This window comes from uncultured Turicimonas sp., assembly GCF_902477955.1.
Lineage (GTDB): Bacteria > Pseudomonadota > Gammaproteobacteria > Burkholderiales > Burkholderiaceae_F > Turicimonas.
In genome coordinates this window covers 19266-43197 of sequence record NZ_CABSJB010000015.1, presented here as the reverse complement: position 1 = coordinate 43197, position 23932 = coordinate 19266, and the positions used below count along the sequence as shown (strand labels likewise).

At 43.5% G+C, this 23932-nt stretch carries 27 protein-coding genes; 17 read left to right on the top strand and 10 right to left on the bottom strand.

The window, feature by feature from the left end; all coding sequences use genetic code 11:
• Positions 1–173: 173 nt before the first annotated feature.
• From RDK53_RS06005 to RDK53_RS05990, 4 genes are read right to left on the bottom strand one after another with little or no spacing between them, the layout of a single operon-like run.
• Complete coding sequence (locus tag RDK53_RS06005) at positions 174–383, bottom strand: hypothetical protein (protein WP_308513731.1); 210 nt, start codon at positions 381–383, stop codon at positions 174–176.
• Positions 380–787 (bottom strand): hypothetical protein, encoded by a 408-nt coding sequence (locus tag RDK53_RS06000; protein WP_308513730.1) that lies wholly within the window; start codon positions 785–787, stop codon positions 380–382. Before RDK53_RS06000 ends, RDK53_RS06005 begins: the two co-directional genes overlap by 4 nt.
• The gene (locus RDK53_RS05995; RefSeq protein ID WP_308513729.1) at positions 744–1469 is read right to left on the bottom strand and encodes a hypothetical protein; all 726 of its coding nucleotides are present in this window, start codon (positions 1467–1469) and stop codon (positions 744–746) included. Before RDK53_RS05995 ends, RDK53_RS06000 begins: the two co-directional genes overlap by 44 nt.
• A 2-nt stretch (positions 1470–1471) precedes the next feature.
• Positions 1472–1750, bottom strand: coding sequence for an AlpA family transcriptional regulator (locus RDK53_RS05990; protein WP_278748454.1), 279 nt, complete (start codon positions 1748–1750; stop codon positions 1472–1474).
• A gap of 286 nt (positions 1751–2036) precedes the next feature.
• Between RDK53_RS05990 and RDK53_RS05985 the strand changes: the two genes are divergently transcribed.
• Positions 2037–2333, top strand: coding sequence for a hypothetical protein (locus RDK53_RS05985; protein ID WP_308513728.1), 297 nt, complete (start codon positions 2037–2039; stop codon positions 2331–2333).
• Positions 2334–2610: 277 nt separating this feature from the next.
• On the opposite strand, the gene RDK53_RS05980 is transcribed toward RDK53_RS05985, so the two are convergent.
• Positions 2611–2865 (bottom strand): hypothetical protein, encoded by a 255-nt coding sequence (locus RDK53_RS05980; RefSeq protein ID WP_308513727.1) that lies wholly within the window; start codon positions 2863–2865, stop codon positions 2611–2613.
• Between the two features lie 30 nt (positions 2866–2895).
• On the opposite strand from RDK53_RS05980, the gene RDK53_RS05975 reads away from it, so the two are divergent.
• Positions 2896–3369, top strand: coding sequence for a hypothetical protein (locus RDK53_RS05975; protein ID WP_308513726.1), 474 nt, complete (start codon positions 2896–2898; stop codon positions 3367–3369).
• Positions 3370–3582: 213 nt separating this feature from the next.
• On the opposite strand, the gene RDK53_RS05970 is transcribed toward RDK53_RS05975, so the two are convergent.
• Positions 3583–3894 carry a YdaS family helix-turn-helix protein gene (locus RDK53_RS05970; protein ID WP_302563838.1) on the bottom strand — a complete coding sequence of 104 codons (312 nt, stop codon included), beginning with the start codon at positions 3892–3894 and terminating at the stop codon, positions 3583–3585.
• 145 nt (positions 3895–4039) lie between these two features.
• Here RDK53_RS05970 and RDK53_RS05965 point away from each other — a divergent pair, with 145 nt between their 5' ends.
• Positions 4040–4732: a hypothetical protein gene (locus tag RDK53_RS05965; RefSeq protein WP_302563837.1), complete on the top strand. Its 693-nt coding sequence runs from the start codon at positions 4040–4042 to the stop codon at positions 4730–4732.
• Between the two features lie 33 nt (positions 4733–4765).
• On the opposite strand, the gene RDK53_RS05960 is transcribed toward RDK53_RS05965, so the two are convergent.
• Positions 4766–5059 (bottom strand): hypothetical protein, encoded by a 294-nt coding sequence (locus RDK53_RS05960; RefSeq protein WP_302296054.1) that lies wholly within the window; start codon positions 5057–5059, stop codon positions 4766–4768.
• Between the two features lie 143 nt (positions 5060–5202).
• Between RDK53_RS05960 and RDK53_RS05955 the strand changes: the two genes are divergently transcribed.
• The 9 genes from RDK53_RS05955 to RDK53_RS05915 all read left to right on the top strand — a co-directional run bounded on the left by RDK53_RS05955 (position 5203) and on the right by RDK53_RS05915 (position 11836).
• Positions 5203–6642, top strand: a complete 1440-nt coding sequence (locus tag RDK53_RS05955) for a hypothetical protein (protein WP_308513725.1) — start codon at positions 5203–5205, stop codon at positions 6640–6642.
• Positions 6643–6671: 29 nt separating this feature from the next.
• The gene (locus RDK53_RS05950) at positions 6672–7394 is read left to right on the top strand and encodes an ATP-binding protein (protein WP_308513724.1); all 723 of its coding nucleotides are present in this window, start codon (positions 6672–6674) and stop codon (positions 7392–7394) included.
• Complete coding sequence (locus RDK53_RS05945; RefSeq protein WP_308513723.1) at positions 7391–7654, top strand: hypothetical protein; 264 nt, start codon at positions 7391–7393, stop codon at positions 7652–7654. Before RDK53_RS05950 ends, RDK53_RS05945 begins: the two co-directional genes overlap by 4 nt.
• A gap of 192 nt (positions 7655–7846) precedes the next feature.
• A complete protein-coding gene (locus RDK53_RS05940) occupies positions 7847–8473 on the top strand; it encodes a hypothetical protein (RefSeq protein WP_308513722.1) in 627 nt (208 codons plus the stop codon).
• 14 nt (positions 8474–8487) lie between these two features.
• Positions 8488–9363, top strand: coding sequence for a ParA family protein (locus RDK53_RS05935; RefSeq protein ID WP_308513721.1), 876 nt, complete (start codon positions 8488–8490; stop codon positions 9361–9363).
• Positions 9364–9377: 14 nt separating this feature from the next.
• On the top strand, positions 9378–10559 hold the full coding sequence (locus RDK53_RS05930; RefSeq protein ID WP_308513720.1) for a ParB/RepB/Spo0J family partition protein: 1182 nt from the start codon (positions 9378–9380) through the stop codon (positions 10557–10559).
• Between the two features lie 14 nt (positions 10560–10573).
• A complete protein-coding gene (gene mobC / locus RDK53_RS05925) occupies positions 10574–11194 on the top strand; it encodes a plasmid mobilization relaxosome protein MobC (RefSeq protein WP_308513719.1) in 621 nt (206 codons plus the stop codon).
• Positions 11187–11498: a hypothetical protein gene (locus RDK53_RS05920; protein WP_008812115.1), complete on the top strand. Its 312-nt coding sequence runs from the start codon at positions 11187–11189 to the stop codon at positions 11496–11498. The genes mobC and RDK53_RS05920 overlap by 8 nt, the downstream gene beginning before the upstream one ends.
• Before the next feature lie 59 nt (positions 11499–11557).
• On the top strand, positions 11558–11836 hold the full coding sequence (locus tag RDK53_RS05915; protein ID WP_308513718.1) for an HU family DNA-binding protein: 279 nt from the start codon (positions 11558–11560) through the stop codon (positions 11834–11836).
• 766 nt (positions 11837–12602) lie between these two features.
• Here the strand turns inward: RDK53_RS05915 and RDK53_RS05910 are convergent.
• The 3 genes from RDK53_RS05910 to RDK53_RS05900 form a co-directional block, all read right to left on the bottom strand.
• Positions 12603–13781 (bottom strand): restriction endonuclease subunit S, encoded by a 1179-nt coding sequence (locus tag RDK53_RS05910; RefSeq protein WP_308513744.1) that lies wholly within the window; start codon positions 13779–13781, stop codon positions 12603–12605.
• A gap of 14 nt (positions 13782–13795) precedes the next feature.
• Positions 13796–15850 (bottom strand): N-6 DNA methylase, encoded by a 2055-nt coding sequence (locus tag RDK53_RS05905; RefSeq protein ID WP_308513717.1) that lies wholly within the window; start codon positions 15848–15850, stop codon positions 13796–13798.
• 91 nt (positions 15851–15941) lie between these two features.
• Positions 15942–17231, bottom strand: coding sequence for an integrase arm-type DNA-binding domain-containing protein (locus RDK53_RS05900; protein ID WP_308513716.1), 1290 nt, complete (start codon positions 17229–17231; stop codon positions 15942–15944).
• 495 nt (positions 17232–17726) lie between these two features.
• Here RDK53_RS05900 and RDK53_RS05895 point away from each other — a divergent pair, with 495 nt between their 5' ends.
• The 5 genes from RDK53_RS05895 (at position 17727) to RDK53_RS05875 (ending at position 23932) form a co-directional block, all read left to right on the top strand.
• The gene (locus RDK53_RS05895; RefSeq protein WP_308513715.1) at positions 17727–18347 is read left to right on the top strand and encodes a translesion error-prone DNA polymerase V autoproteolytic subunit; all 621 of its coding nucleotides are present in this window, start codon (positions 17727–17729) and stop codon (positions 18345–18347) included.
• Between the two features lie 2 nt (positions 18348–18349).
• Positions 18350–19657, top strand: coding sequence for a Y-family DNA polymerase (locus RDK53_RS05890; RefSeq protein WP_290174413.1), 1308 nt, complete (start codon positions 18350–18352; stop codon positions 19655–19657).
• Positions 19658–19841: 184 nt separating this feature from the next.
• Positions 19842–21368 (top strand): ESPR-type extended signal peptide-containing protein, encoded by a 1527-nt coding sequence (locus RDK53_RS05885; RefSeq protein WP_308513714.1) that lies wholly within the window; start codon positions 19842–19844, stop codon positions 21366–21368.
• A 30-nt stretch (positions 21369–21398) separates the two neighbouring features.
• A complete protein-coding gene (locus RDK53_RS05880; protein ID WP_308513713.1) occupies positions 21399–22982 on the top strand; it encodes an ESPR domain-containing protein in 1584 nt (527 codons plus the stop codon).
• 20 nt (positions 22983–23002) lie between these two features.
• Positions 23003–23932 carry a site-specific integrase gene (locus RDK53_RS05875; RefSeq protein ID WP_308513712.1) on the top strand — a complete coding sequence of 310 codons (930 nt, stop codon included), beginning with the start codon at positions 23003–23005 and terminating at the stop codon, positions 23930–23932.

Sequence of the window (23932 nt, the reverse complement as noted above, 5' to 3'; positions counted from 1 at the left end):
CAAAAAATCTGGCGGGACTTTCTGTGCAGACTGTTATGAACCGAAAGATCAACTGTCACCGTTCTTTCAACGGGGCGGGACGATTAGAATAATTGGTGCCCGGAGGCTGCATTGTCCCGCCAAGGATGCAACCGCGCCTGTCAATCAGGCCGTCTGCTTCCGGGCATTAACTGTTACGCTGACCGTAATCGGCCTCCGACCTTCAAAAGAATCCAGTCCTGAAGTTCGGCTATGTTTTCAGAAGTTCTTTTCTGGATTACTGCGCCTCTTTTGATATTTGCTTCATAAAGGTGAATCGACTTCGGCCCGGTAAGACCCAGAACACGTTTTGACTCGATGACGCGGATGGAAACATTCGGGTATTCCACATTATTGATTCTCATTTTTTATCTCCCGATTTTTCTTTGCTTTTCAAAGTTTCCAGATTGTCTTGCAGAAACCGCTCCGTCAGTTCCAAGGCGCTTTCGGCGACACCTTGTATTCGCTGGTTGTTAACGATCGCCGGTAGAACTTTCATGGCAGCCAAAGTTTTCGAACTTGGAATAAAGACCCAAGCCGTCATAGAAAAAATACCAAGTAGGAGAGCAAATAAGAAAACAGCTACGGAACTCGAATCGGCAGCCATAAAGACCAAAAAGAGAGCAAACAGGAACATTACAATTAAGCCGATCTCTATTTTGTCCATTGCTCCGATCCAAAAAATATCAGAGGCAGTTATTTCAACCATGATGAACCTTTGATCTTTACCAATGCACGCGTGTCCAGTTTTTGCCGTTGATGAAGACATCAATGGCTCGTCTGGACTGATACTGTTGCCATTTCACCTGTTCATATACGCGGACAGGGCGGTAGCAAACGGAAGAACTGCTGCTGTCTCCTGAGCTGTCATAACAGGTGTAACTCTCATAGGCAGTACCTTGATAGCCCTTAACGCAAGCCTTAGTGCCTGCCCAATGTCCGGGAGAGTCCTCGGTTGCTTTGAACCAGTGCTCACCGCCCCAGTTGTAGCTGGCATTATTTTTTCTAAGTAGTTTGTTTTTCCGACGGTCAGTTTTGAACTGATTGTTGTCGTTGATGTTTCCTTCAACGATCCAGCCTTGAGGAGCATCTTCCATCCCTTGAAGGATGCAAGGATCAAATCCGTCAGAAAGCTGCTTCGCATAGTTGCCGTCTCCGGCCATCGGGCACGACGGAAACTTGCACGGATGCCGCCAAGAAAGACAGTCAAAAAGCTTGTCAATCGGAGGACGGCACTCAGAAACAGCACGAGGGCCGTTAGGATTGGCTAGACAAAGGAGAACTTCACATCCCCAGCGGTCATTGCCGGTCATCAATTCGATTTTCGGCATACCCGGGATTTGAGAATAATCCGTCGTATCAGCCAACACTTTGAAACCCGCGCCGGACAGCAGGGCGCTGACGGCTGCCAAGGCTAGTAATGTTTTGGGATTTGAGATTGTTGTTTTCATTTTCAGCTTGCCATCAATTCTTTGAATTTCATGGAAAAAGCGCTTGCATTAGCTAGTCGTTCCGTCATCGCTTCAACGCTTAAGCCTTGCTGCTCAGCGGCTTTTTTTATCGTCCAAGCGTCTATTTCACACTCGTACCAAAATGTCCATCTACTGGACAATTGAATCGGTTTCGGAAACGTCGGGTCGTTTTTTACCAATTTGTATAACTGGGTTTTACCGCAGCCGAGACGCTCGCAGACCTGTTCAGGTCTCAATTGATTGAGGCTTAAGTTACTCATAGAGCCTCCGATCAGGAATAAAAAACAGCGCCGCTGAGAAATCAGTCCTGTTCCCGAAAAAAGAGAAGAGGTGCCTGCAAGGATCTATATACCCGAAGGAAAATGGCACCAAAGAATTCAGAAACTTTAAAAGCGCTGAAGACCTCTTTAGCGAATCTGACAAGCGGGGGTAGTGTGCTTGTCTCGATTTGCTTACCAAGAGTCCGAGGAAATTGGGCCTCCGAGGAAAAGAATAGAATTTAGTTGCCAAACTCAAATCGCTAATCAATTCCCGGAGGAAAAAACAATGTTCAATTCCGAAAAACTCATTCGTAAAGTCCTGTTCGTACTCTTTGGAATTGCTGTTATTTTGCTTCTTTGTCTTTTGGCAACTGTCTACCAAAAGAAAGAAAGTCGTGATATTTTGATTTTCTTGTGTACTTTCCTTGCCTGCATTGTTCCGGCCGTAAGCCTCTTCCTTGCCACTGAAAGCAGCAAAGAGCGAAGGGAACTTATACAAACTATTGAAAGAGCAACGGACGAAATTCAGAATCTGAGAGCAACAATTGCCAAACTCGGCAAGACAAACGCTGCCAAAAGATAGAATAAGGCTGGAATAAGAATTTCTTTTATTTTCGTTGGAAACAAAAACGAGAGGGGCGGCCCTTGAAAAATCTTGGAAAGTTTCGGAAATTTTAGTAATGTCCGAATCAGCAAAGAAATTATCACTATCAACATGTGCAGGCACCCCAAGGTAAGTGTCGCGGGTGCCATTGCTTTCCAAAAATCGACCGTCACAATGTTCGTCGGCAGCTGCTGAAAAAAATCTGTCATCAGCATTTTTTGAAAGTCCTACAAAATATCTGAGAGTCTTTGTCATATCAGCCCCCGTAACTGTCCAGTCCCACAAAACCGCAGCAGCCGATAAGGACAAACGCAATGCCGATAAGCATTAGTCCGGGTGCGGTTAAAGACACTGAGTTTCTTTCGCTGTTTCGGAACAGGAATAAAGGTGCAATTGCCAGACAGCAAAGGCCGGAAAGAAGAAGGATGAAGAAGAATTTCTGCTCGGCCATCATCTCATCCTCACGAAATTGGTCTCCGGTGTACTGGGTAAAATTTGAGCTGTCAGACAAAAATCCAAACCCAATACCCGGAGTAAAAAATTGAAGTACGACTTAATTGCAATAGTTTTGTCATTTATCTCGGTATGCATTTCAATCTTTGCTGCAAGGGCCTCGTGGCGTACTGCAAGAGCAAGTGAAGAAGAACTTGCTTTCAAGCGAGGCCTAAAACTGTATGTAATGCCGATAGAAGGTTTTCTACACCCTGAAACTAGAGTACGCGTGACAGTCAAAGCCGGGGACAGAGATTGTCTGCTGATGTCTATTGCCGTAAAAAATGGCTTGTTTAATGTAAACAATGATTTTAAGAAGTCGTTGCAATTAGCCTCTCTTATGAAAGCCAGAACGACAAAAGAGATAGAAATAGAAACGATGTTGAGTTCAGAAAATAACATCATTTTTACCCTCTCCTATGAAGTTCTACAGGGGGAGGCGTCTGTAGTTCAAAAAGCTTACTGTCATCTGCCTGATCCGACGAAGACATGGGATCAGGACGGCATATATATAGACCTATAAGGGCTGCCGCTAAAATTGCCTGAAAAACTAAGAGACAAGCGTTGACTTTATGGATGATGACTTGAATCTCAAGTGAATGAGAAAAACAACAAATAAGGTACAAAACAATGATATGGCCCGCAACTATCAAAGATAGCAGCGTGACGAAAAGCAAACCGGCTGTGTGAAAGTCTATGTTTATCATGTTTTGCTTCAACTCTTTCAGGATCAACCTCAAGCGCTTAACGCTTCTGCTCCGGGGCAGCTCAAATACTGCTTAATCTCTTTTTTTAATCTGCCGGTTTCAGCGTTACTTCTATCTAATTGAGCGAACTTCCAAGGGATATCGGGACGCAACTCTTCACAAGTTAGGTGTCCACGAGAAAGGTTGACCAATGTCAGGCAATTCTCGGGTGAAATTAAACGACGCCCGCAGATGTAAGAGTTAATCGTCGCTTTAGAAAGCCCCAGCTCGGTTGCTAAATACCGTCTAGGATCAGCAACCCCAGCTTCTTTTAGAAACGAACAATAGTCTTTCAAATTCATTGCTACACCTTATTTTTGTTGTCTTTATTTTACCTGAATTTGTACAACAATGTACAAATAATATACAAAAAGTACAAATTTTATTAGCTCATCTAAGAATAAACAAAAAAGCTGCTTCTGTTATATCTTTCTAAGAGGTGAAGAAATGACAGATGTGCATGAAATCCGTCGGAAAAATTTAATAGAGCTGATCTCTATGTATAAGTCCGTCGCTAATCTCAATTCTGCTTTGGGAAGAAAACGGTATGACGGAACCTTTAACCAAATAAAAAACAAATCTCAACCGCCTAGCGCCAAAACTCCAAGAGTTATGGGAGCGGAGGTTGCGCGAGAAATTGAAATGAAACTACACCTTCAACCGGGTTGGATGGATGTAGTTCACGATAAACCTCAAACTGAACTAATTAAGGAATCTGAAAATTTTTTGAAATCTTCTTTCAATAGGATAAGAAGCTATCGTTTAAACAGCGCCACTCCATCGAATCTAACTTTTACACTTTTCGATGGAGAAATGAAATTGAGTGATTATTTTATCAAGTCAGTTTTAAAAGCCACTTCTGAAGAAAATTTGCGATTTGTAGTCGTTGAAGATAACTCTTTGAAATCAAAATGTAAGATTGGCGATGCTTTGATCCTTGATTTTGGAGTTAATACTTTTACACGCGAGGGTATTTACCTGATAGAAGTCAACGGAGAACAGTTACTTCGTCTGATCTCCATTGACTATGAAGGGGGCTATCAAATTCGAACCGATGATTTTTCTCAACGTTTGACGGATTTATCAAAAATAAAAATATTAGCTAAGGCGTTATACGTTTGCACAGGAACAAGTCTGTAAGCCGTACTCCAACTCCTCAAACCACCCAGACTTTTATTTGTAGAGTTTGGCATCAACACATTTTTTGAGATGTTTCTCTACCAAGCGATCCACTGAGTACTTGGTTTTAAAGTCAATCACTTTTTGAAATTGCAACTCCGTCAGTCTGTTTCGAAATTCCCAAAGGTAATCTTTATTGCATTGCCGTTCGTTTAACTCCAACGAGGAAGCCTCTAACTTTAATTGTTGAAAGTTAGCAGACTTCAGGTCCGTTATGGAAGAATCGGCTGCTTGAACGCAACCGCAGGCAAGAGCAACCAAAATACAACAAAAAGTAGTTTTAGCCATAAAAATATCTCCGGGGAATCACTATACCAATATTTTACAACATAAAAAAAATAAATTTGTACGTAGTGTACAAATTTGGTTTTTACTATTATGATTTACTCATATCGAGGCAGATGATTTTTATAGGCAACGGGTAGTGCAATATGAGTAAATCCAATCAATTTGAAAGTCCTTGTTACTTTCTATCAGCAGAAGAATATACGCAGGACTATTTATCGCTTCCGGAACCTCAACTTGCTTGCCTCTTTAAGTTGCGTTCAGCTTACGCATTAAAAGGAAGCCCATTATCAGAAGATGATATCGAAGGGCTCTACCCAGTTTATACCCCTGTTCATGAAAAGACATTAGGCAAAGTGCTTAATAAATTTTTCACGAAGAAAGGCGATGTTTTCATTGACATAAGGATAGAGAGTCAAATCGAGAAGAGAAAAGAACATCAATTAAACATAGAGCAATTAATCGAAAAAGAAGTTCAAAAACGAGTCGCCCGAGCTCTGGCCGGAATGAAAGGCGGCTTAACGAAAGCCCGAAACCGAAAAAATCAAAATTCTCCCGTTTTTGATGAAGAAATCTCTGTCAACGAAGTTCCGGAAGAGCAGCAAACAATTGGCGAAGAACCGGAAGAGATCAAGCAAACCTCTGGCAAACCTTTAGCAGACGGCTACCAAACTCCTAGCAAAACTGTAGCAAACGGCTGGCAAAGTTCTAGCAAAGTTGTAGCAAACGCCAAGCAAACTTCTAGCAAACCTCTAGCAAACTGCTACCAAACTCCTAGCAAAACTGTAGCAAACGGCTGGCAAAGTTCTAGCAAAGTTGTAGCAAATGCCAAGCAAACTGCTGGCAAAAATCTAGCAAACGAAAATTTTGCTACAACTGATAAAGCCCAATCCTTTGATTTTCAAGAAAAAATAGAAAATTTGACCAATACAGCCGAGTTCGAGTCGGAAGCCGGTCCGTCCCTCGCGTGTGCGCACGTATGCGCGTCGGATAATCCGATTAATCCGATATCTGATGTTTTTTTAATTAATAAAAAAAATAAATCGGAATCGGTATCGGAATCAGTTAAAGAAAAAACTGAAAATTTTAAAAATCAAAATTCGCGCGAAATTGAAAAATTCTTTACCGGAAAAAAATGGACGCTTCAGGAAGCCAAAACGCTTCTGGTTGATTCCGGGTTAGACCAAAAGTTTCTCGAAGCGTGGGTTTCGCGCTCAGACAGAAATCAAACCCGCTTCAATGCGCTTTTTTCCGAGGTTCTTCCACGGTTCGATCAAGAGGCTTTTGACCAGCTGATTGCCAGATGCAAAGAACAAAAACGTTCTGAAGGGGCCATGTTTGCGGGGTCAATCGCTTACGTTATCTCCGCACTTGAACGCGAACCCGTGACGGTAAAAAAACGATCGAAGAAAAGAAGTTCTGAACGCGATTACACGGAAGGACTGATTCAAAACCCCGATGGATCTTGGAGCCCCGACCCGAATTACGTTCCGAAGAAAAAGAAGTATTCGGACAGAGACTGGACGGAAGGGTTAATCAAGAATCCCGACGGCTCCTACAGCCTTGATCCGAATTACGAACGCTAACCCCAACGATTACTAACCCAAGGAACGCCATGTCATCCGATACCGATAACGTCCAAAAGACTTTTAAAACTTGTCCGATTCACGGTACATCTTACGTGTATTCCATAACGGATGCTTCAGGGACGCGCTACACAAACGGCTGTCCGATTTGCGAAGCAGAAAAACGCTGTCAGGCCGCGTTCGGCCAAGCGCTGATACCTGCCAGATTCACAGATCAAACCTTTGAAACCTATGAAGTGACGAACGACGGGCAAAAGGCCGCAGTAACCCTTTGCCGAGACTTTGTGAAGCGTTTCGGGGATTACCGTAAAACGGGGCACGGACTGCTTTTGACCGGTCGCCCCGGAACCGGAAAAACGCATTTGGCTTGTTCTTTGCTGAAAGAGATTATTGCCGGAAAGAAAGCAGCGCTTTACACGTCTTTGGATCAAGTCTTTACGGCTGTGAAAGCAACATGGAACTCGACGGATGATTCTCAGAAAAAGTACCTTAAGAAGCTTGCCGGGTTGGACTGTTTGGTTATCGACGAAATCGGTACGAATCGCGAGATTTCTCCGAGAGAAAAAGATCTGTTTTTCGCGATCATCAATGACCGTTACGAACAATTAAAGCCGACCATCCTCATTTCCAACCTTTCCATGCGCGGGGAGGATTCCTTGGAAGAGTTCATGGACGAACGCACTGTAGATCGGATTTTTGAGACAAACACTTTTGTCGTTTTCAACTGGGAAAGTTACAGGGGGACAAAATGAAATCAGGACAGCAGAAAAAGTCTTTGGACAGGTTCATTTATGAATCAATGGGAGAGAAGCAGTATTTGATTTCCTGTCTGGACGACGAACTCTTTAAAAAAGCGCTCAAAGTATTCCGAAAAGAATGCCCGGAAATAGATTCAAAAACAAACGGATTCCGTATGTGCCTCGAGGCGCTTCAGACTTCTGATCTATTCACAGAGATTTCTTTTATCGACCTGCACGGAACGAAATTTCCGTTATTCCGCAAGAAACAGTAACCGAGACAGTCATGCCGAACAACCTCAGACAAAAAACAGTCGGAAGCCCCAAGCCGAGACTTCCTGCGTTAAACCGAGACATTTATCGGTGATGTAACTTTTACCGTTGAATATGAGGGCGGTTTGATTCACCCGGTGACAACGGAAGTTGTGGCTTGGCGACCTCTAAAAATAAAACCCTAGGAGAAAAACATGACAGCACCCTTTAATCCGGAAGAACTTTGCGATCAGACTTTGATCGGTTCAATTCGAATGCTGATGAAAGATGATTCAGTCTTTCCTGAAATCTTTTCGGCGGCCTTTGAGAATCGAAATGCCAATAACTTGGTATTCAGTATCCCTTCAGATTTAAGCATCACGGGCAAACAGATAGATGTGATTGCAGATAGAGCGCACCTTCTTAAAGAGTCACAGTACCGGCCTCACGAATGGAATGCATGGCCTGATGTCATACCGCCCAGACTGGATACTGAACCGGCCATTAACGGTGAAACCAGAGAGTGCGATTATTGGTTGGTCAAACTGAAAAACGGGTCATACCGTACCGGAAAAATTACCAAAGATAAGTACTGGGTTCGGTTTGAAAATCAAATTGCAGCATACAGAGAGTTTTCACCGCGTCCGGCGGAAGCGGTTTTGGAGAATCAAACCGAGCTCGATCCCGGCGGCTGGAATGCATACCCGAAATTTAAACCCGACTCGGAAGAAGTTTATGAAGTCATGCTAAAAGGCGGCTTGCAAAGAAGCGCCGGGTGGAAAAAAGGAAATTGGACATTTTATTCTGAAGAAATCACGGCTTTTAAAAAGATCAAGGATTAACAAAAGGGGGTACCATGAAAACATTAGCAATCATCAATGAGAAAGGCGGCGTAGGCAAGTCATTTATCGCCACGCAATTTGCGCTTTTCTGCCGTTTCAAACTCGGCAACCGGGTTCTTGTTGTTGACTTAGACCAGCAAAGAAACACAAGCGATATTCTGATTAACTCAGGCTTGTGCGTTCCGACCGAAACAACCGCCGGTTTAATCATGAAAAACGGTGGATTAGTGAAGGCAGAAGAGCCCTTCATGGTCATTCCCGGAGACGACAATCTGCTTGAGCTGGAAAGTATGAGGGATGCCGCAGGAATCACACAAAATCTTTATTCGGCATTGGACGCCGTGAGTGACAATTTCGACCTGTGCATTATTGATTGCTCACCGAGCGCCGATGTTCGTCAGCTGATTGCACTAAGCCTAAGCACGCATTACCTAATCCCCTTTCAGGTCAAATCAGAATCTATCAGTGGGGTCGAAAAAACTTTAGCGCGTGCAAAAGTTATTCAGGAGAACGTGAACAATTCCTTGGAATTTTTGGGGCTGCTGATGAGCATGGTGAAGATGCAGGGCATTCAAAAGAAAAACTTTGAATGGGTTATCGAGCAAACCCAAAATCTGCTTCTGAAGAAATACGAGCCGAAAACCGGAAAGTTTGAAGGCGTGTGCTGCATCTATGACCGCAGCGAATACACAGCTGCGCAGCAGTTTTGCCGTCCCGTATTTTTCAGCGAAAACGGCAAACCAAGACGCGAAGCGCTCGAACTGGCAAGAGTTTGGGTATCAATATTCAAGCAGCTCGGATTAACGCCCCAGAAACAAATTCAAATTAAGAAATCCGAAGACAGTGACAAATTGATAGCAGTTGATGTTCAGCCTGTTGCTGAACCTTAATAAGGGAAACGAAAATGGGATTAAATCTGAACTTAGGCAATATCAATAAAGCAGCTAAAGACTTTACGCACAGACGCTCAGACGTACCTGAAGAGACAATGCGGGATGTCGAGGTCGAAGTCATTAAAGCCGATCCTCAGCAGCCGCGTAAAGAGTTTGACGAGGATGCATTAAAGGAACTGGCAGAAAGCATTAAAGCACACGGCCTTATCCAGCCGATTGTTCTGCGCCCTTCGCCGGACAAAGATGGCGAGTATTACATCATTGCCGGAGAAAGACGGTTCCGGGCTGTAAAGCTGAACGGAGCCAAAACAATCCGCGCAATTGTCAAAAAGACGCTCAAACCGGAAGAAATCGGTTATGTCCAAATGGCCGAGAACATTAAAAGAGCCAATCTGACTGTGGTCGAAATCGCAGAGTTTATATGCCGACAGTTGGAGGCCGGTGATAAACAAGCTGAAGTAGTCGAAAAATTGGGTTTGAATAAGGCTATCGTTTCTCAATATGCCGTATGGCCGGAATTGCCAGAATGCATTAAAGAAGCGTTAACCTCAAAAAAAATCGGTAGTATTCAGTCTGCTTATGCCCTTTTCAAAACTTGGCAGGAATATCCCGAGGAGACAGCGAAATTTGTAGCCGAAAGCGAAAAAATCAGTCAAGCTGAAGCCCGAAAGTTTGAACCAAAAAGTTTGTACGTACAAACTTTTCAAGACCAAGAAGATATATCTCAGCCTTCAGACCAAGTGTCGGATGAACCTGTTTTAGATACATCAGTCTCACCAGCAACGGAAGATAAAGTTGCCTCTGAAGAGTCAGACAATAAGCCGGAAGAGGCTGACAGCGAATCTGAAGAAGCCGAAACAGTTAACTCAGAAGAGGGTCTGAAAGAAGAGATTGAAACGCCGGAAGATTGCGGTTCAATCGACAACTATGAAAAAAAGACCACAACTGACGAGAAAGAGCGTCTTGACGTATCTGAAGAACTTGAAACAGCAGCGGATGATTTTTTGCAGAAGCAATCTGAAGAATCTACTTATAAAAAACCCGTGATCCTATGCTTGATAGAAGGCAGAGAATGCGAACTGCTGTATAAGAAAAAAACGTTGGACGGGTTCGTTGTAGTGAAATATGAGGACGGTACGGAAGAGGAAGTTCCGGCTGAAGACGTGACGTTAAATCGAATCATAGAAGCTTGATAAGAAGGGGCCTAGTGCCCCTCAGTCTCGGTATGAATAAAGATAAAACATCAATGAGTGTATGGCTGACGCAGGAAGAAAAAGACATCTGGAAACAGCTTGCCCGGTTAAACAATATGAATCTATCTGCCTACACCCACTTCGTCATAAAAGAAGTCATAAAGGAGTCTCTTAACCTGCCGGAGCTAAAAGTATCGCTTGATGTTGAAAGAGAAAGCAGCGAAGAGGATAAATCGTCGATTATTCTTAGAATGACAAAAAGCGAGCTGGAAGCCATTCGGAAATTAGCGACGGTCAGAGGACAAACACGTCAGGCATTAATCGTATCTGCTGTCAGAGAATTGCTTTTGAATAAATCCCAGATTGATCCTAAACAGTATCAGCTTATATCCGATTCAACTCTTTCACTGAATCGGATCGGCGTGAACTTGAACCAGATAGCCAGAGTTTTGAATGAACAGAATAAATCGGGACAATTAAATCCGTCAGACATTGCTGAGATACCGGCAGTCCTCAAACAGCTGGATCAAAAAATAGGTCTGCATATCAAAGAGATTGACGAATTTCTTTTGCAGCATAAAGATAGGTTAAAAATAAGATCAGCGGTAAAGAAAACGGAGAAGAAAAATGAATGAGTCAGTCAAGAAGTGGCTTGAAGAAAAGCGGGCCGAGCTGGCCGGGCGCCGAGATGTCGCTATTTTCATAGAAGCCAAGGACGTTTTGGACGCCATAGAGCAGCTGAGCAAACCTCGTTTATTTTCCGACTCTCGTTTGGTAGAGAGTCTGCGCTGGCAGTATTCAGAATGCGAAACCCGAAAGCAATTTTTGAGGAAAGTGCTCACTGAGCAATTCAAATTTGTCGGGCCGAATGCGAATTGCCCGGAGCCGCAAAATACGGACTCTCAAGTTGAAAGAAGAAGAGCCCGAGAAACAAGATAAAATTAGCCCCAAAACCCGAGATATTACTAACTAGTTTCAATTTTTTAAGGAGAAACGCAATGAACAAAACTGAATTGGTTGCAGCCGTTGCCGAAGAAACCGGAAAATCCAAGGCCGACGTCAAAGAAATTTTAGAGGCTCTTATTGCCCAAGTGGTCAAAACGGTAAAGGCTGGTGATGAAATCGCGTTGATCGGTTTCGGTACTTTTAAATCTGCCGAACGTGCTGCTAGAACCGGACGTAATCCGGCTACCGGCAAAGAAATCAAAATTCCGGCTTCTGTGCTGCCGAAATTTGTAGCCGGGAAAATGTTCAAGGACGCAGTTAACGGAAAATAATTCATAGAAAATACCATAATCAAAGGGCCTCTTCGGAGGCCTTTTGACTTCTAAGGTATTTTCAAAAAGTTGGTTTGAACCAACTTTTAAATCAAAATTCCCAAAAAGTTAGTTCAAACAAACTTTTTAGCCCTTGCAGTTGCCCACAACAAACCCCGGTCGCTACAGCCAGTGATGGGCCAAGCGCTCCCTTAGGCGTTAGTTATGGACAACTGCAAGCAGAGAGGAAGTTTTCCACAAGCCGCTGTAAGCGGCTATGGAAAACTTGAGATTTAATCCAAAAACCGGCTCGACCCGAAACAGAATGCTCGGTTTGAACTTCTCAAAAAGTTTATTCAAATAAACTTTTCGGCCCTTGCAATTGCCCACAACAAACCCCGGTCGCTACAGCCAGTGCCGGAGCCAAGCGCTCCCTTGGGGAAAGTTATGGACAACTGCAAGCAGAGAGGAAGTTTCCCACAAGCCGTGTAAACCGGCTGTGGAAAACTTAAGACCAACTTGGAAAATCAGAGCCCGTTTGCAGCCTCACTTTGAAAAAACGAGGCTGCCGGGCTAGGGGTTGAGGGGAGCGCTTAGCGTCCCCTCTAAAAACAAATTAAAAGCAAAAAAGAACTAAGGCAGGATCGCATTTTTATATCAGTTCTAAAGACCTGATATTAAAAATGCATCAGCACCTCGCTGTCGCTCGGTCGAAAATTGGAAATTTTCGGCTGTCCTGCCCACCGCTATCGCGGTCGAAACCTTCGGTTTCGGGGATCTTTAAAACTCACTGAATTTTTAACTCAGATTTCTTCGCGATCATGAAATTGTTGAAAGATTTCAAAACTAATTTTTTCAATGCAGAGGCGAGGTGTCCTAAGAATTCAAAATCAGGCTGACCGTTTTCTAAAGGCAAAGTTACAAAGTCATGCTTTATTTTTTGTGAACTTATGCTATTGCCCCAAGAGTACTTATGGCCCAAGCTCAGGTTAATACAGGTTGCTAACCCGAGGAAAATGTTTTGATTAGAGTATTTTTTCTCTTTAAGGTACAAGGCCAAATTGTGGCTGTCGTTCGAGAAAAAATCCTTCTCTTGGTAGGAGACAACGAAGGTCTTCCCTCCTATAAAAACACAGTTTCCTTTGTTTAAAAACGAAGAATCATCGTAAGAAATATAACTACTTACTCCATTGTTTTCGGCGCTTGCGCAAAGGTAGGGGACCAGACCTGAGTTCTCCTTAATATCTCTAGACAGAAGATTACTTGTGTTTTTAATATTAAAAATGTCAGTAACTTTAAATTTTTTAAATTCTTTTGTTTTTAAGCTTTCAATCGCAAGAATTTCTTCTTTCGTTGCCTCAAAATTAGTTGCTAGATTTATCTCTGGAAGTGAACAGTTTATTAAACCAGAAGATAATAAAAATCTGTCTATCTCGCGAATGTAATTCTCTTCAATTTCACGAATGTAATCCTCCATGAAATCAATGTTGATTTCATTTGAATGAGAATTTATCGGAAGTGAAATATATTCCTGCTTAACCTTTTGCCAAATTGCTTTGTTATCGTAAGAAAACTTTAATTTAATAGTTTTTTCCAACGCGGATGCTAAATAAATTAAGATTCTTTCAGATGTGTCAAAGCTTGGTTTAATGAGGTAGCCATCCCATATTACGCCAGTTTCTTGTGGTTGCGGATACACGTCCCCTGTTGCGATTGCACCATTTTGGATGACGCTGAGCGTCATAGATTCGGTTACCCAATCCTCGGCACGACCGTAATACATAATCCCGTTATCTCCGTGTGTAGCCGTGACTAAGGGAAGGGAAAACTCTTTGGATTGAATAGGTCTTGTATCGCTTGCCTTATTGAAATCCTTTTTTCTTGGTGTGTTAATTTTGGTAAAGTATTTTCCGACTTTTACTTCTTTGAAACAGCCCCCGTTTTTCTTGAAATTATTTTCAAGCACTTCCAAACGGGAGCTCAAAATTTTCCCAACTCATGCCCCTCATTTTGAATAAGTTGAGAAACCCTCCAGCTGAGATAATCTTTAACTGTTTTCTTAAAATCTTCTAACTGTGGTCGAGTATCAATCGGCGCACTTTGATTCCAATCTTTTCCGTTTTTGGGATCTATCTTTCCCTCGTAATAATCTTTTTCCGTAAGATATTTCAGCTTTTCTTTGCCAAACCTTACCAGCTGAACAACCTCTTCATACCTTTCTTTAGCATGGTCCGTGTCTTTAAGGTTGACGCTGGCCTTTTTACGGTTTGTCCGAGTGTATCCGTCATTAGAAAAGTCGATGAACTTTACAGTGTCATCAGCTTGATGTGGCTCATTTACGCGGAAAACATAAACATAAGTTTGCACGTTAGATTTTCCGATAAATAAGTCAATTGGCATTTTGATACTTGCCAACAAAGTATGTTTTTTTAAGATTCTGCGGTTGTAATCAACTGCCTTACCGTTTCCGGACGACCCTTGAATGATGATGGCAGCGTACCCCTTTTCCATCATCCCCAAAGCCTTTTCTACGAAAATCATTCCGTTTCCGGCTGCGGAATAGGGAGGATTGAGTACAAAGGCACTGGCCGGAAATTTTTCAGTTACTTTCCCGAAGCCATATTTCCCGTCAAAATCGTGCAATGAATCTTTATTAAGAATGTTGGAGCTACCGTCCCCCATAAGAATCATGTTCAGAATAGCCAACATATAAATGCTTGGGAGCACTTCTAAACCGAGCAGTTGCTCGGCCCTAATAGTTGCTTCCTTTCGGGCTAGTTCTTCCGGGGAATTAATTTTGTTTTTTGCATCTATCAACATTTCGTTCATAGCTGCAACCAATAATCCCGCCGAGCCGGTGGCAAAGTCCCAAACGTAGGAATTCATATCTACTCTGGCTAACTTAGCCAAAAGTTTTGCAACGTAGGAAGGTGTTAGAACGACATCGTTTAATTTGTCTTGAGAAAAACCAAGCCAACCGTACATTTCATTAAAGAGTTTGCCGGTAAAGTCTGTTGTCAATCCGATTTTGTAATAACGGCCAAGGTCATCAACAATTTTATTAAAGACTCTTTTAAGCTGAGTCTCACCGGCAGTGATTTTGTTCAAGTTATCACTGGTTAAAGTATTTTGAAGAGTTCTGACGATGAGCTCTTTTTTTGTTTCGGGCAGAGCCTTTTCTGTCAAAAATGCTTTAATTTTTCTGAGAATAATTTCGCCGTCTGTATTACCGGGTTCCGGCGAGGATTTCAGATCTTCTTTTTCTAAAGGCTTTACTTTTCCGGGAACTCCAAGAGTGGCAATGATGGAGGAGGCAACGAGATAAACCCGGTCATTTTCAGACAAGTTTTTTTCGTTCTGATAAATGTCGTTGTTTAACTTTACTAAGCTGGCTTTAATTTCTTGATCTTTTCGCTCTCTTAATTGCTCTAGTTGTTCAGCGCTGATATTTAAGGTTTTAACTTTCTCAATAAACTTGTCAAATTCGGGGGGGGGTAAGAATGATAGATCTGTGTACTCCCCGACTTTTTGTCCTACACCCAAATTATTTTTAGAGACGTAATAAACCGCAATTGAGTGCTTTAGTTTGCCCAGCTCGTCTTTGTAACCCGTCATCCCAATGGCAATGGTATCGGTGTAGCTCGTATGGTGGAGCAGAGCGTTTGCATAGTGGACAGCACCGTTTACCGCAAAAGATTTGATGTTTGAATAGTTTGGTTCATTCCGAGCTGTTAAGTTGTCAATGTTCCCGCAAGAGTCGAGTTTTTCAAGCTTACCCTTATAGCCTTTGTATTCGATAAGAACGGGCCAATAGTTGAGGTTTTTATCTTGTAGCAGCAGTTTTGCGTCAGGTCTATTCCCTCCTTTTCCTCCGCTTTTGGAAAAATATTCGTCCAGTGCCTTGTCGATTTCTGTGTTTAACGGCTCTTGTTCAAGTTTGTAGTCTAAGTTATAAGATTTCATCCACCCGTTAGCCAGATCGGCAATAAGCGGTTCTACAGATCGAACTTTATTTTTGGTAACTGTTTTAGTCATGCGAAAAGGAAGATTTCATTTTTTAGTCAATGGTCCTAAGAAAAGACCGCCCCGTTACCATTCTAAAGAATTGTGTATTTGCTTTTCACTGCTATAGGAGCTGGGTACAAAACTTTCCCCATTCCTCCATCATATTCCTGCGTTCCAGCTCCATTTTGCTTCTGTCGTAAGCTCCCTTATAAGGATCATTACGTTCGTGCAACATGTTGAGATTTATGGCCTCTTTATCGAATCGTTTGTTATTCCCGAGCACGTCATCCTTTGCCCAAGTTTCAAAACAGCTGCGAGCTGTTGCGTGTTGAGTAGCGATACATTCCTTTCCAATTCTTTTTGATTTTTCCTTGTCGATCCAGCCGATTCCGTCCAGAAGTTTCTTTCTTGCGTGGGCTTTTCGAATGAGTTGATTCATAGCCATATCGGAATAGGGCCTTCCGTAGGAATTACAAAAAACATATGGACTTTCACTGAACCGAACTACGTTCTTGAGTAGCGTAACGGCTGCTTCGTTTAAGAAGATAGTCCGGGAACGTTTTGAGCCTTTAACCTTGTCATCCTCCGGCGGCACATTCCAGATTTTTTTCTCAATATCAATATCCGACCACTTGGCATTTCTAACGGGCTTAGATCTGGCAGCTAGATAAATCGAAAATAGAAGCATCTCGGCTGTTCTGCTTCTCAGAGTACTAACGTCTTTTACAAACTCAGGAATTTCGTGAAAATCTAACCCGGAATAATTTTCCTCTTCCTTTCTGTTTTTATTGTATGGCTCCATTAAGACCCCAAGAGCTCCGGAAAGATCAGCCGGGTTCTCGCGGTTTTTTCTGATTCGAAGAGCGATCGCCCATCGTAAAATAGCTCTAACGTCAGCGAGAATTTTTGAAGATGTGGAGGGACTCCTGTTCCAAACAGGGAGCAGAAGATCCTTAATATCTTCCGGTTCGATACTCTCGATCGCCTTTTCACCGATTTTTGGGAAAACATGGTTCGATAATCTGCTTAATGTATTAGCTTCTCCTTTGACATTGTTTTTCCAGAAATTATTGGTAGCTCTTTCTTTAACCCAATCAAGTGCACATTCTTTAAATGTCTTACGTTTAACTTCTACGGTGCATTCTTCCTTTCCAGCGGTCTTTTGTTCTTTTGGGTTTGTTCCTTTACGGAGCAGTTCAGAGAGCTCGATAGCTTTTTTTCTAGCATCCGAAAGAGTAACCGAGTCGGATGTGCCTATCTTGAAGAGTTGTCTTTTCCCTTTCCATGAATAGCGGAAATAAAACTCTTTGCCGTATTTGGTGACACGCAATTGAAGGCCTCGGCTTCCGGTAATTGAATAATATCCTTCCGCCGTTAGATTTTTTATTTCTAAGACTGTTGAAACTTGCATCCAAAAACTCCAAATTCAACATGGTCACTAAGAAGAAAAAACTCAAAATTTAGTGACCAGTTTAGTGACCATTTAGTTGCGGCTGCATGTGAACTCATGTGAACTTATACGAACAACGTTTGTTACAACTGTTTCGCAACTTTCTGAATTTTAGGGGATTTTTGAACGCATATGAACTTATGCGAACTAACGAATGGCGGAGAGGGGGAGAATTTAAACTAATTTAAATTCAAATAGATAACAACTTAAAGAAGAATTTAGTGACCACTTTGGTGACCAATTAAAATTGTAAAATTGTTAGAAGGAAAAGCCCTGCTGATGCAGGGCTAACCTTTGCCGACCTAGAAGACACTAAAACCGGTCGGAGTTCGTCTAGGACTATTCTAAGGTTTTTTAAAGCGGTGGGTATCCTTGATTCATAGCAACGGGAATAATTGACTACAGATTTTTGAAATAGTATGATTATTTCAAAAATTTCCCTCTTTTTACTTTATCATGGATAAAACAACTAAAAAAGAAAACCGCGGGGGCGCTCGCGAAGGTGCAGGCCGCAAAGGTCTTGGTAATACAAAACGCGTTTCTGTCTGCCTAACGGACGAATTGGTTCCTGTTTTCAAACAGTTAGGCGGTGCAAGATGGCTTCGCTGTGAACTGGAACGCGTCGCAGAACCCGCACGCACGCTTGATACAGATCAAATTCTGGTTCCGGCCATGAATCCGACGCACTTGAGCATTCCTGTCTACGAATGCGGCGTTCAGGCTGGCTTCCCTTCCCCGGCAGAAAGCTATGTAGACAAGTCACTGGATCTGAATGAATACCTAGTCTCCAATCCTGCCTCGACATTCTTTGTCTACGTAACAGGCGACTCAATGGACTTGGCCGGTATGGACGAAGGCGACCTCTTGGTCGTCGACCGCTCGCCGGAGCCCCAGAACGGAGACATTGTCATTATGAGCATTAACAACGAATTTACCGTTAAGCGCTTTGTGAAAGACGATAAGGGACTGCGTCTGCTCCCGGAAAGCTCAAACCCCATCTACAAACCCATTCTTCCCAAAGACTACGACGAGTGGCGCTTTATCGGTGTTGTGAAGTACACGATTAAAAGCAACTAAGTATGCAGGTGTTCGCGCTGGTGGACGGAAACTCTTTCTTCGCCTCCTGCGAAAAAGTTTTTCGTCCGGACTTAACCGACCGTCCCGTAATTGTGCTCAGTAATAATGACGGGTGTGTCGTTGCTCGATCGAAGGAAGCCAAAAAGCTCGGCATCAAAATGTGCCAGCCGTACTTCCAGATCGAAGAATTCTGCATACGGGAAAACGTCGCCGTTTTCTCAAGTAACTACGAACTCTACGCCAATCTCTCCGGGCGCATGATGTCAACCATCGCATCTCAAGTTGACTGCATCGATCCGTACAGTATTGATGAGTGCTTCGCCAACATGAGCGGGTACGAGGGATTAGGCACTGACCTGACTCAGCTGGGCTTTCGGATCAAGAACAAAGTATTTAAAGATGTCGGTATCCCCACGTGCGTCGGTATTGCCCCCACAAAAACCTTAGCTAAGTACTGCAACCATCTGGCCAAGCACTACGCCGGACTTAAAGGTGTGTGCAATTGGCTCGACTTAACACCTCAGCGGCAGGCAAAAGCGCTTGCTTGCGAACCAGTTTCTGAAATTTGGGGTGTAGGGAGACGTTATACGGAACACCTAGAAAAGATGGGTATTCGGACGGCCTTAGATTTAGCCCGTGCAGATCCTGAGACCATCCGAGACCGGTTCGGCATTACGCTTTCCATGACGGTACGAGAACTTCAGGGAACGTCCTGCATTCCACTGGAACTTGTAAAACCAAAAAGACAGCAAATCATGAGAAGCCGCAGCTTCAGTCATTTAGTCTGCGATAAGGATGACCTCTTAGGTGCAATCACTTTTCATGCTCAGGAATGCGGAAGAACCTTGCGTCGCGAAGGTACGGTGGCGCACACCATCGGTATTGTCTTAAACACGAATCCTTTCCGCCTTCAGGATGGCCAACAGCACGCTTATCCGTGTATTGGCCTTCCTTATCCTATTTCGGATACCAATACGATTATTCATTACGCCCGGCGATTGCTTAATCAGACCTATCGCAAAGGTTACCTGTACAAACGCGCCGGTGTATATGTTGGCGAAGTTATTTCAAAAGACGCTGTCACGAAGGATTTTTTTGAAGAGACGGAAACCGAAGAACAGCAGATCATCTGTGAACTGATGGATTCCATCAACACGCGCTACGGTAAAAATACGCTCTGCTTTGCGGCTTCTAAATTAGGCAAAGACGCTTGGGAAATGTCCCGTGCGCGTTTGAGCCCGGGATATACAACCTGCTGGAAAGATTTGCCACGCGTCGGGCCGCTCATAGAAGAAACGGTTCCGTTCTGATTCACTACTTCCATCTTGTTTGCCTCGGAAAATTTCCGAGGAATTTTTTTAAATTTCGGCTGATTCTCCTTGTCTGCCTACATAGGCATTCAAAGCAAAGTTTTTTCTCCCGGATGCGGATGCTTCCACCAGTGCTGTTTCTCAACAGTGCTGATTAAAGCATCAGATCCCGAGGAGGAGAAAAATGAATCATGTTTATAAAAAAGTATGGAGCAGAGTTCGCGGGTGCTTCGTCGCCGTCTCTGAAGCGATGACTTCGGCCTGTCAAACCTGCGGAAAGACGACAGCAGTGATAGCAGCAAGCGTTGCTCTGGTTCCTTCCTGTGTGTTTGCTACAACCGTCGATGGTGAGACAAATTGGAACAACATTGCGTTCTCATTTCATGACAACGGTTCCAGCATGATCCATTCGGATTATGTAATCAACGGCAGTCTGACAGTGCCTGATCGGGGATCAGGCTGGACTTTCATAGCCTTTGATTGTTCACACGGTGATACAGGACGGCCTATTCAGTCTCTGACTGTCAGGGACAACATGACGATTGACAATCCGACGATCTTCATATTAGCCGGACACGGATCTGGAAGAGGAGGATCGAACGGCACGCTGTCTGTCGGTGGAAATTTAAATGTTAACGGCTCTCTTTATTTTGCCGGAGACCGCGGAGGTGAAACCGGCTCTGTCCAAGTGAACGGAGTTTTAAAGGTAGGACAATCTGGGACACTAGGCGATAGCGTCTATGGGAATGCCAGTCCCAACATCTCATTGTCCGCGAACGTATTAGAGACTTCCGGAACCGTCGATTTTAAAACAGGCAGCGGAACGGTCAATTTTGGGAAGGTCATTGTTCGCGGCGGCAGCTACGTTGAAAGTACCGCTGTACCAATGACAATTTCTCAAGGGCTCGAACTGCTCGGCGGAACTTACGTAAATTTGAATCCCATCGTTGTGGGACAAAACGTTGGAAACTATCTGGTGTTAGGAGGCGGACAGTTTAGTAATTCCCCAACCATAACCGTCAAGAATAATGGTTCATTGTCTGTTACAGGGGGCAACTATAGTTTCAGCACATTAACGAAAGAAAATGGCACACTCACTAATGCCGGAACGCTTTCAGTATCGAACTTTAATCAAAGCAACGGGACAGCTTCAAACTCCGGCAATTTGACCCTTGGCAGCGCTAATCTTTATGGAACTTTGGCAAACACCGGGACGCTTTCTTTAACCGGGAATGTCACTACCAGAGGTAACCTAACCTCTGCCGGTACTCTTAATAACCGGGGAAACTGGACTGAAACTGCTCACTATGCAATTTCCGGCAGCCTCAACAACAGCGGTGCACTGAACTTTCAAAACGGATTTGAATTTGCTGCTAATGGACGCCTGAACTCGTCCGGCACCCTTCAGACGAATAACGCAACCAATATTTTTGACTCGTTAGGCAGCCAAGGACAAACAGTTTTGTCAACGGTCAGTCTGCAAGCAGCTCTGCCGGAGGAAACCAAAACTGCGTTGACCGATCTCTTCAGACACTACGTTCCCGGGACCGTTGCTCAGTCTTTGATCGACCATGCTTCCTTTACCGGCGGAAAAGTGATCGTGACCGGAGTCAATCTCACGGCTACCCAACGTGACGATTTAGTGCAGGCATTCAAAGCAAAGTTTTTTTCCCGGGATGCTTTCACCAGTGCTGTTTCTCAACAGTGCTGATTAAAACATCAGATCCCGAGGAGGAGAAAAATGAACAAAATCGTTAAGAGAATTTGGAATAGAAAAAGAGGTTGCTGGGTAGTAGCTTCAGAACTTGCAGTCGCTATTTCGAAAAAGGCAAAACTTTCAATTGTCGTAGGTATGGCCTTGACATCTATTTGTTCCGAAGCTGCCTATGTCTACGATGGAGATTGGTACAAAGGTACACAAAACGGTAGAAATGGTCACGAACATCCTTATGGCCCGGAAACGACAATAAATGGCAATTTCTATTTTGATCCTTTAGATGTTTATCAAGATCTTTTCGTTGTCGCAGACAATGACGGCAAAGGTGGTTCAACTGATTGCAAACTTACCATCAATGGAAGCCTTTATCACAGAGCCAACCAAAAAGAACCTGGTTCTGAAGGCTCTCGTTGGTTTGGCGTAGCAAGAAGTGATGCGAGTGAACGTGGTCACGGGATACTCGTTGTAAGAGACAATGTTGAATTGACAAATAAGAGTTGGTTTGTTGGTGCAAGCAACAATAGAAGAGAAGCTCTGGCTGAAATATATATAGGCGGAAGGTTCTACATCCAGAACGGAAGCGCATTTAGGCTCGCAGAAAATACAGCTTCTTCTGGTGGAGTCGCTAAAGCCTCTTTGAATGCTAATGAACTTTTGTTAGAAGGAACTTTTCACGCACCCTATAACGCTGGAAGAGATCAAACAACCGAAGTCTCCATGATTTTCCAAAGAGGAATTATCCAAAATGGAGGTTTCTTTGAACATAACGGTTCGAATGGATGGACGACGGCTCATTTCCAAGATAGCCTAACAGTGGGAAGTGGGGGAAGATTAGAAAATGTCAATTCAGTTATTGTAGGTAGCTCCGAGCAAGGTCACATCAGTGTTGGAAATGTTCTCACCCTTTCTGGAGGTACGCTGGCCTATAACGCAGATTTAACTCAACTAAAAGGTACAGTTAATGTTTCTTCAGGCAGTTATGTATTTAATACTTATAGAAAAGATGATGGAGTATTAAATAATTCAGGTTACTTAACCGCCGGCGTTTTTAATCAAAGTAATGGCAGTGTTGAAAATTCTGGCGAAATGACCATCGGCTCTTCAGATCTTCATGGCTTTTTAAATAACCCCGGAACCTTAAATTTAACTGGAAACATTATCAGTAGAGGCAATCTTACTTCTTCCGGCATCCTTAATAACCGAGGAAGTTGGACGGAAACCGCGCTCTATGCAATTTCAGGCACCCTCAATAACAGTGGTGCAGTGAACTTCCAAAACGGATTTGAATTTGCCTCCAACGGGCGTCTGAACTCGTCCGGCACGCTTCAGACGAATAATGCAGCCAATATCTTTGACTCGTTAGGCAGCCAAGGCCAAACAGCTTTGTCAACGGTCAGTCTGCAAGCAGCTCTGCCGGAGGAAACCAAAACTGCGTTGACCGATCTCTTCAGACACTACGTTCCCGGGACCGTTGCTCAGTCTTTGATCGACCATGCTTCCTTTACCGGCGGAAAAGTGATCGTGACCGGAGTCAATCTCACGGCTACCCAACGTGACGATTTAGTGCAGGCATTCAAAGCAAAGTTTTTTCGTGTCTTAGGTATCTAACATTAGACTTTTTGAACAAAATGATTGCAACGAATACCACAAATACATCAGTAAAAAAGAATCCTGCCCTCGCTTATCTAGCAAGACTCGGTTCATCCCGCTCAGTTATCACGATTTCAAACTGTTTAAAGCACATTGCTAACTTTTTAGGGGCTAAAGACATAGAGGCTGCCGATTGGTCAAAATTGAAGCGTATTCATTGGACCGAGATCCAAAAACAACTGGCTGCTCGGGGGTGTTGCGGATCGACTCAAAATCTTTATTTGACGGCGTTCAAAACCGTTGCAAAGGAGGCGTGGACATTGGATCAGCTGCCTCAGTCTTCTTATTTGAAAATCCAAGCAATAAAAGGCGTTAAATATGAACGTCTGCCCAAAGGCCGAAGCCTGACAGTCAAAGAAGCCGCAGGGCTCCTTAAGGCTTGCGACGACGGTACAAACCGGGGGAAACGGGATATGGCTTTATTTGCTTTAATGATGGGATGCGGATTAAGACGTGCAGAAGTCGTCCAGTTGGAAATGAAAAATTGGGACTGCATTAGCAGATCCTTTTGCTTTATCGGTAAAGGAAACAAAGAACGACGTGTTTTTCTGCCGCAGAAACTGAACCAAATAATCGACGAGTGGCTAATGGCTCGAGGCTTAGAAGAGGGAGTCTTTTTTCCTCGGATTTGTTCCGGAGCCGATAACAGTAAATTCATCTTTAGAGAAATGCAGCCGTCGTCAATCTATAGAATTTTGCAGAAAAGAGCTGAACTGGCAGCTATCGGCACGGTTAAGCCTCATGATTTACGCAGAACGTTTGCAACTCGAATGTTGGAGCAGGGTTGTGACCTGTTTATTTTACAAAGAGCGATGGGTCATACGTCGGTAGCTACTACAGCCCGGTATGATTTTCGTTCGGAAAGCAGCCGGGAAAAAGTTTGCAAGAATCTGGAAGTTTTCGGCTGA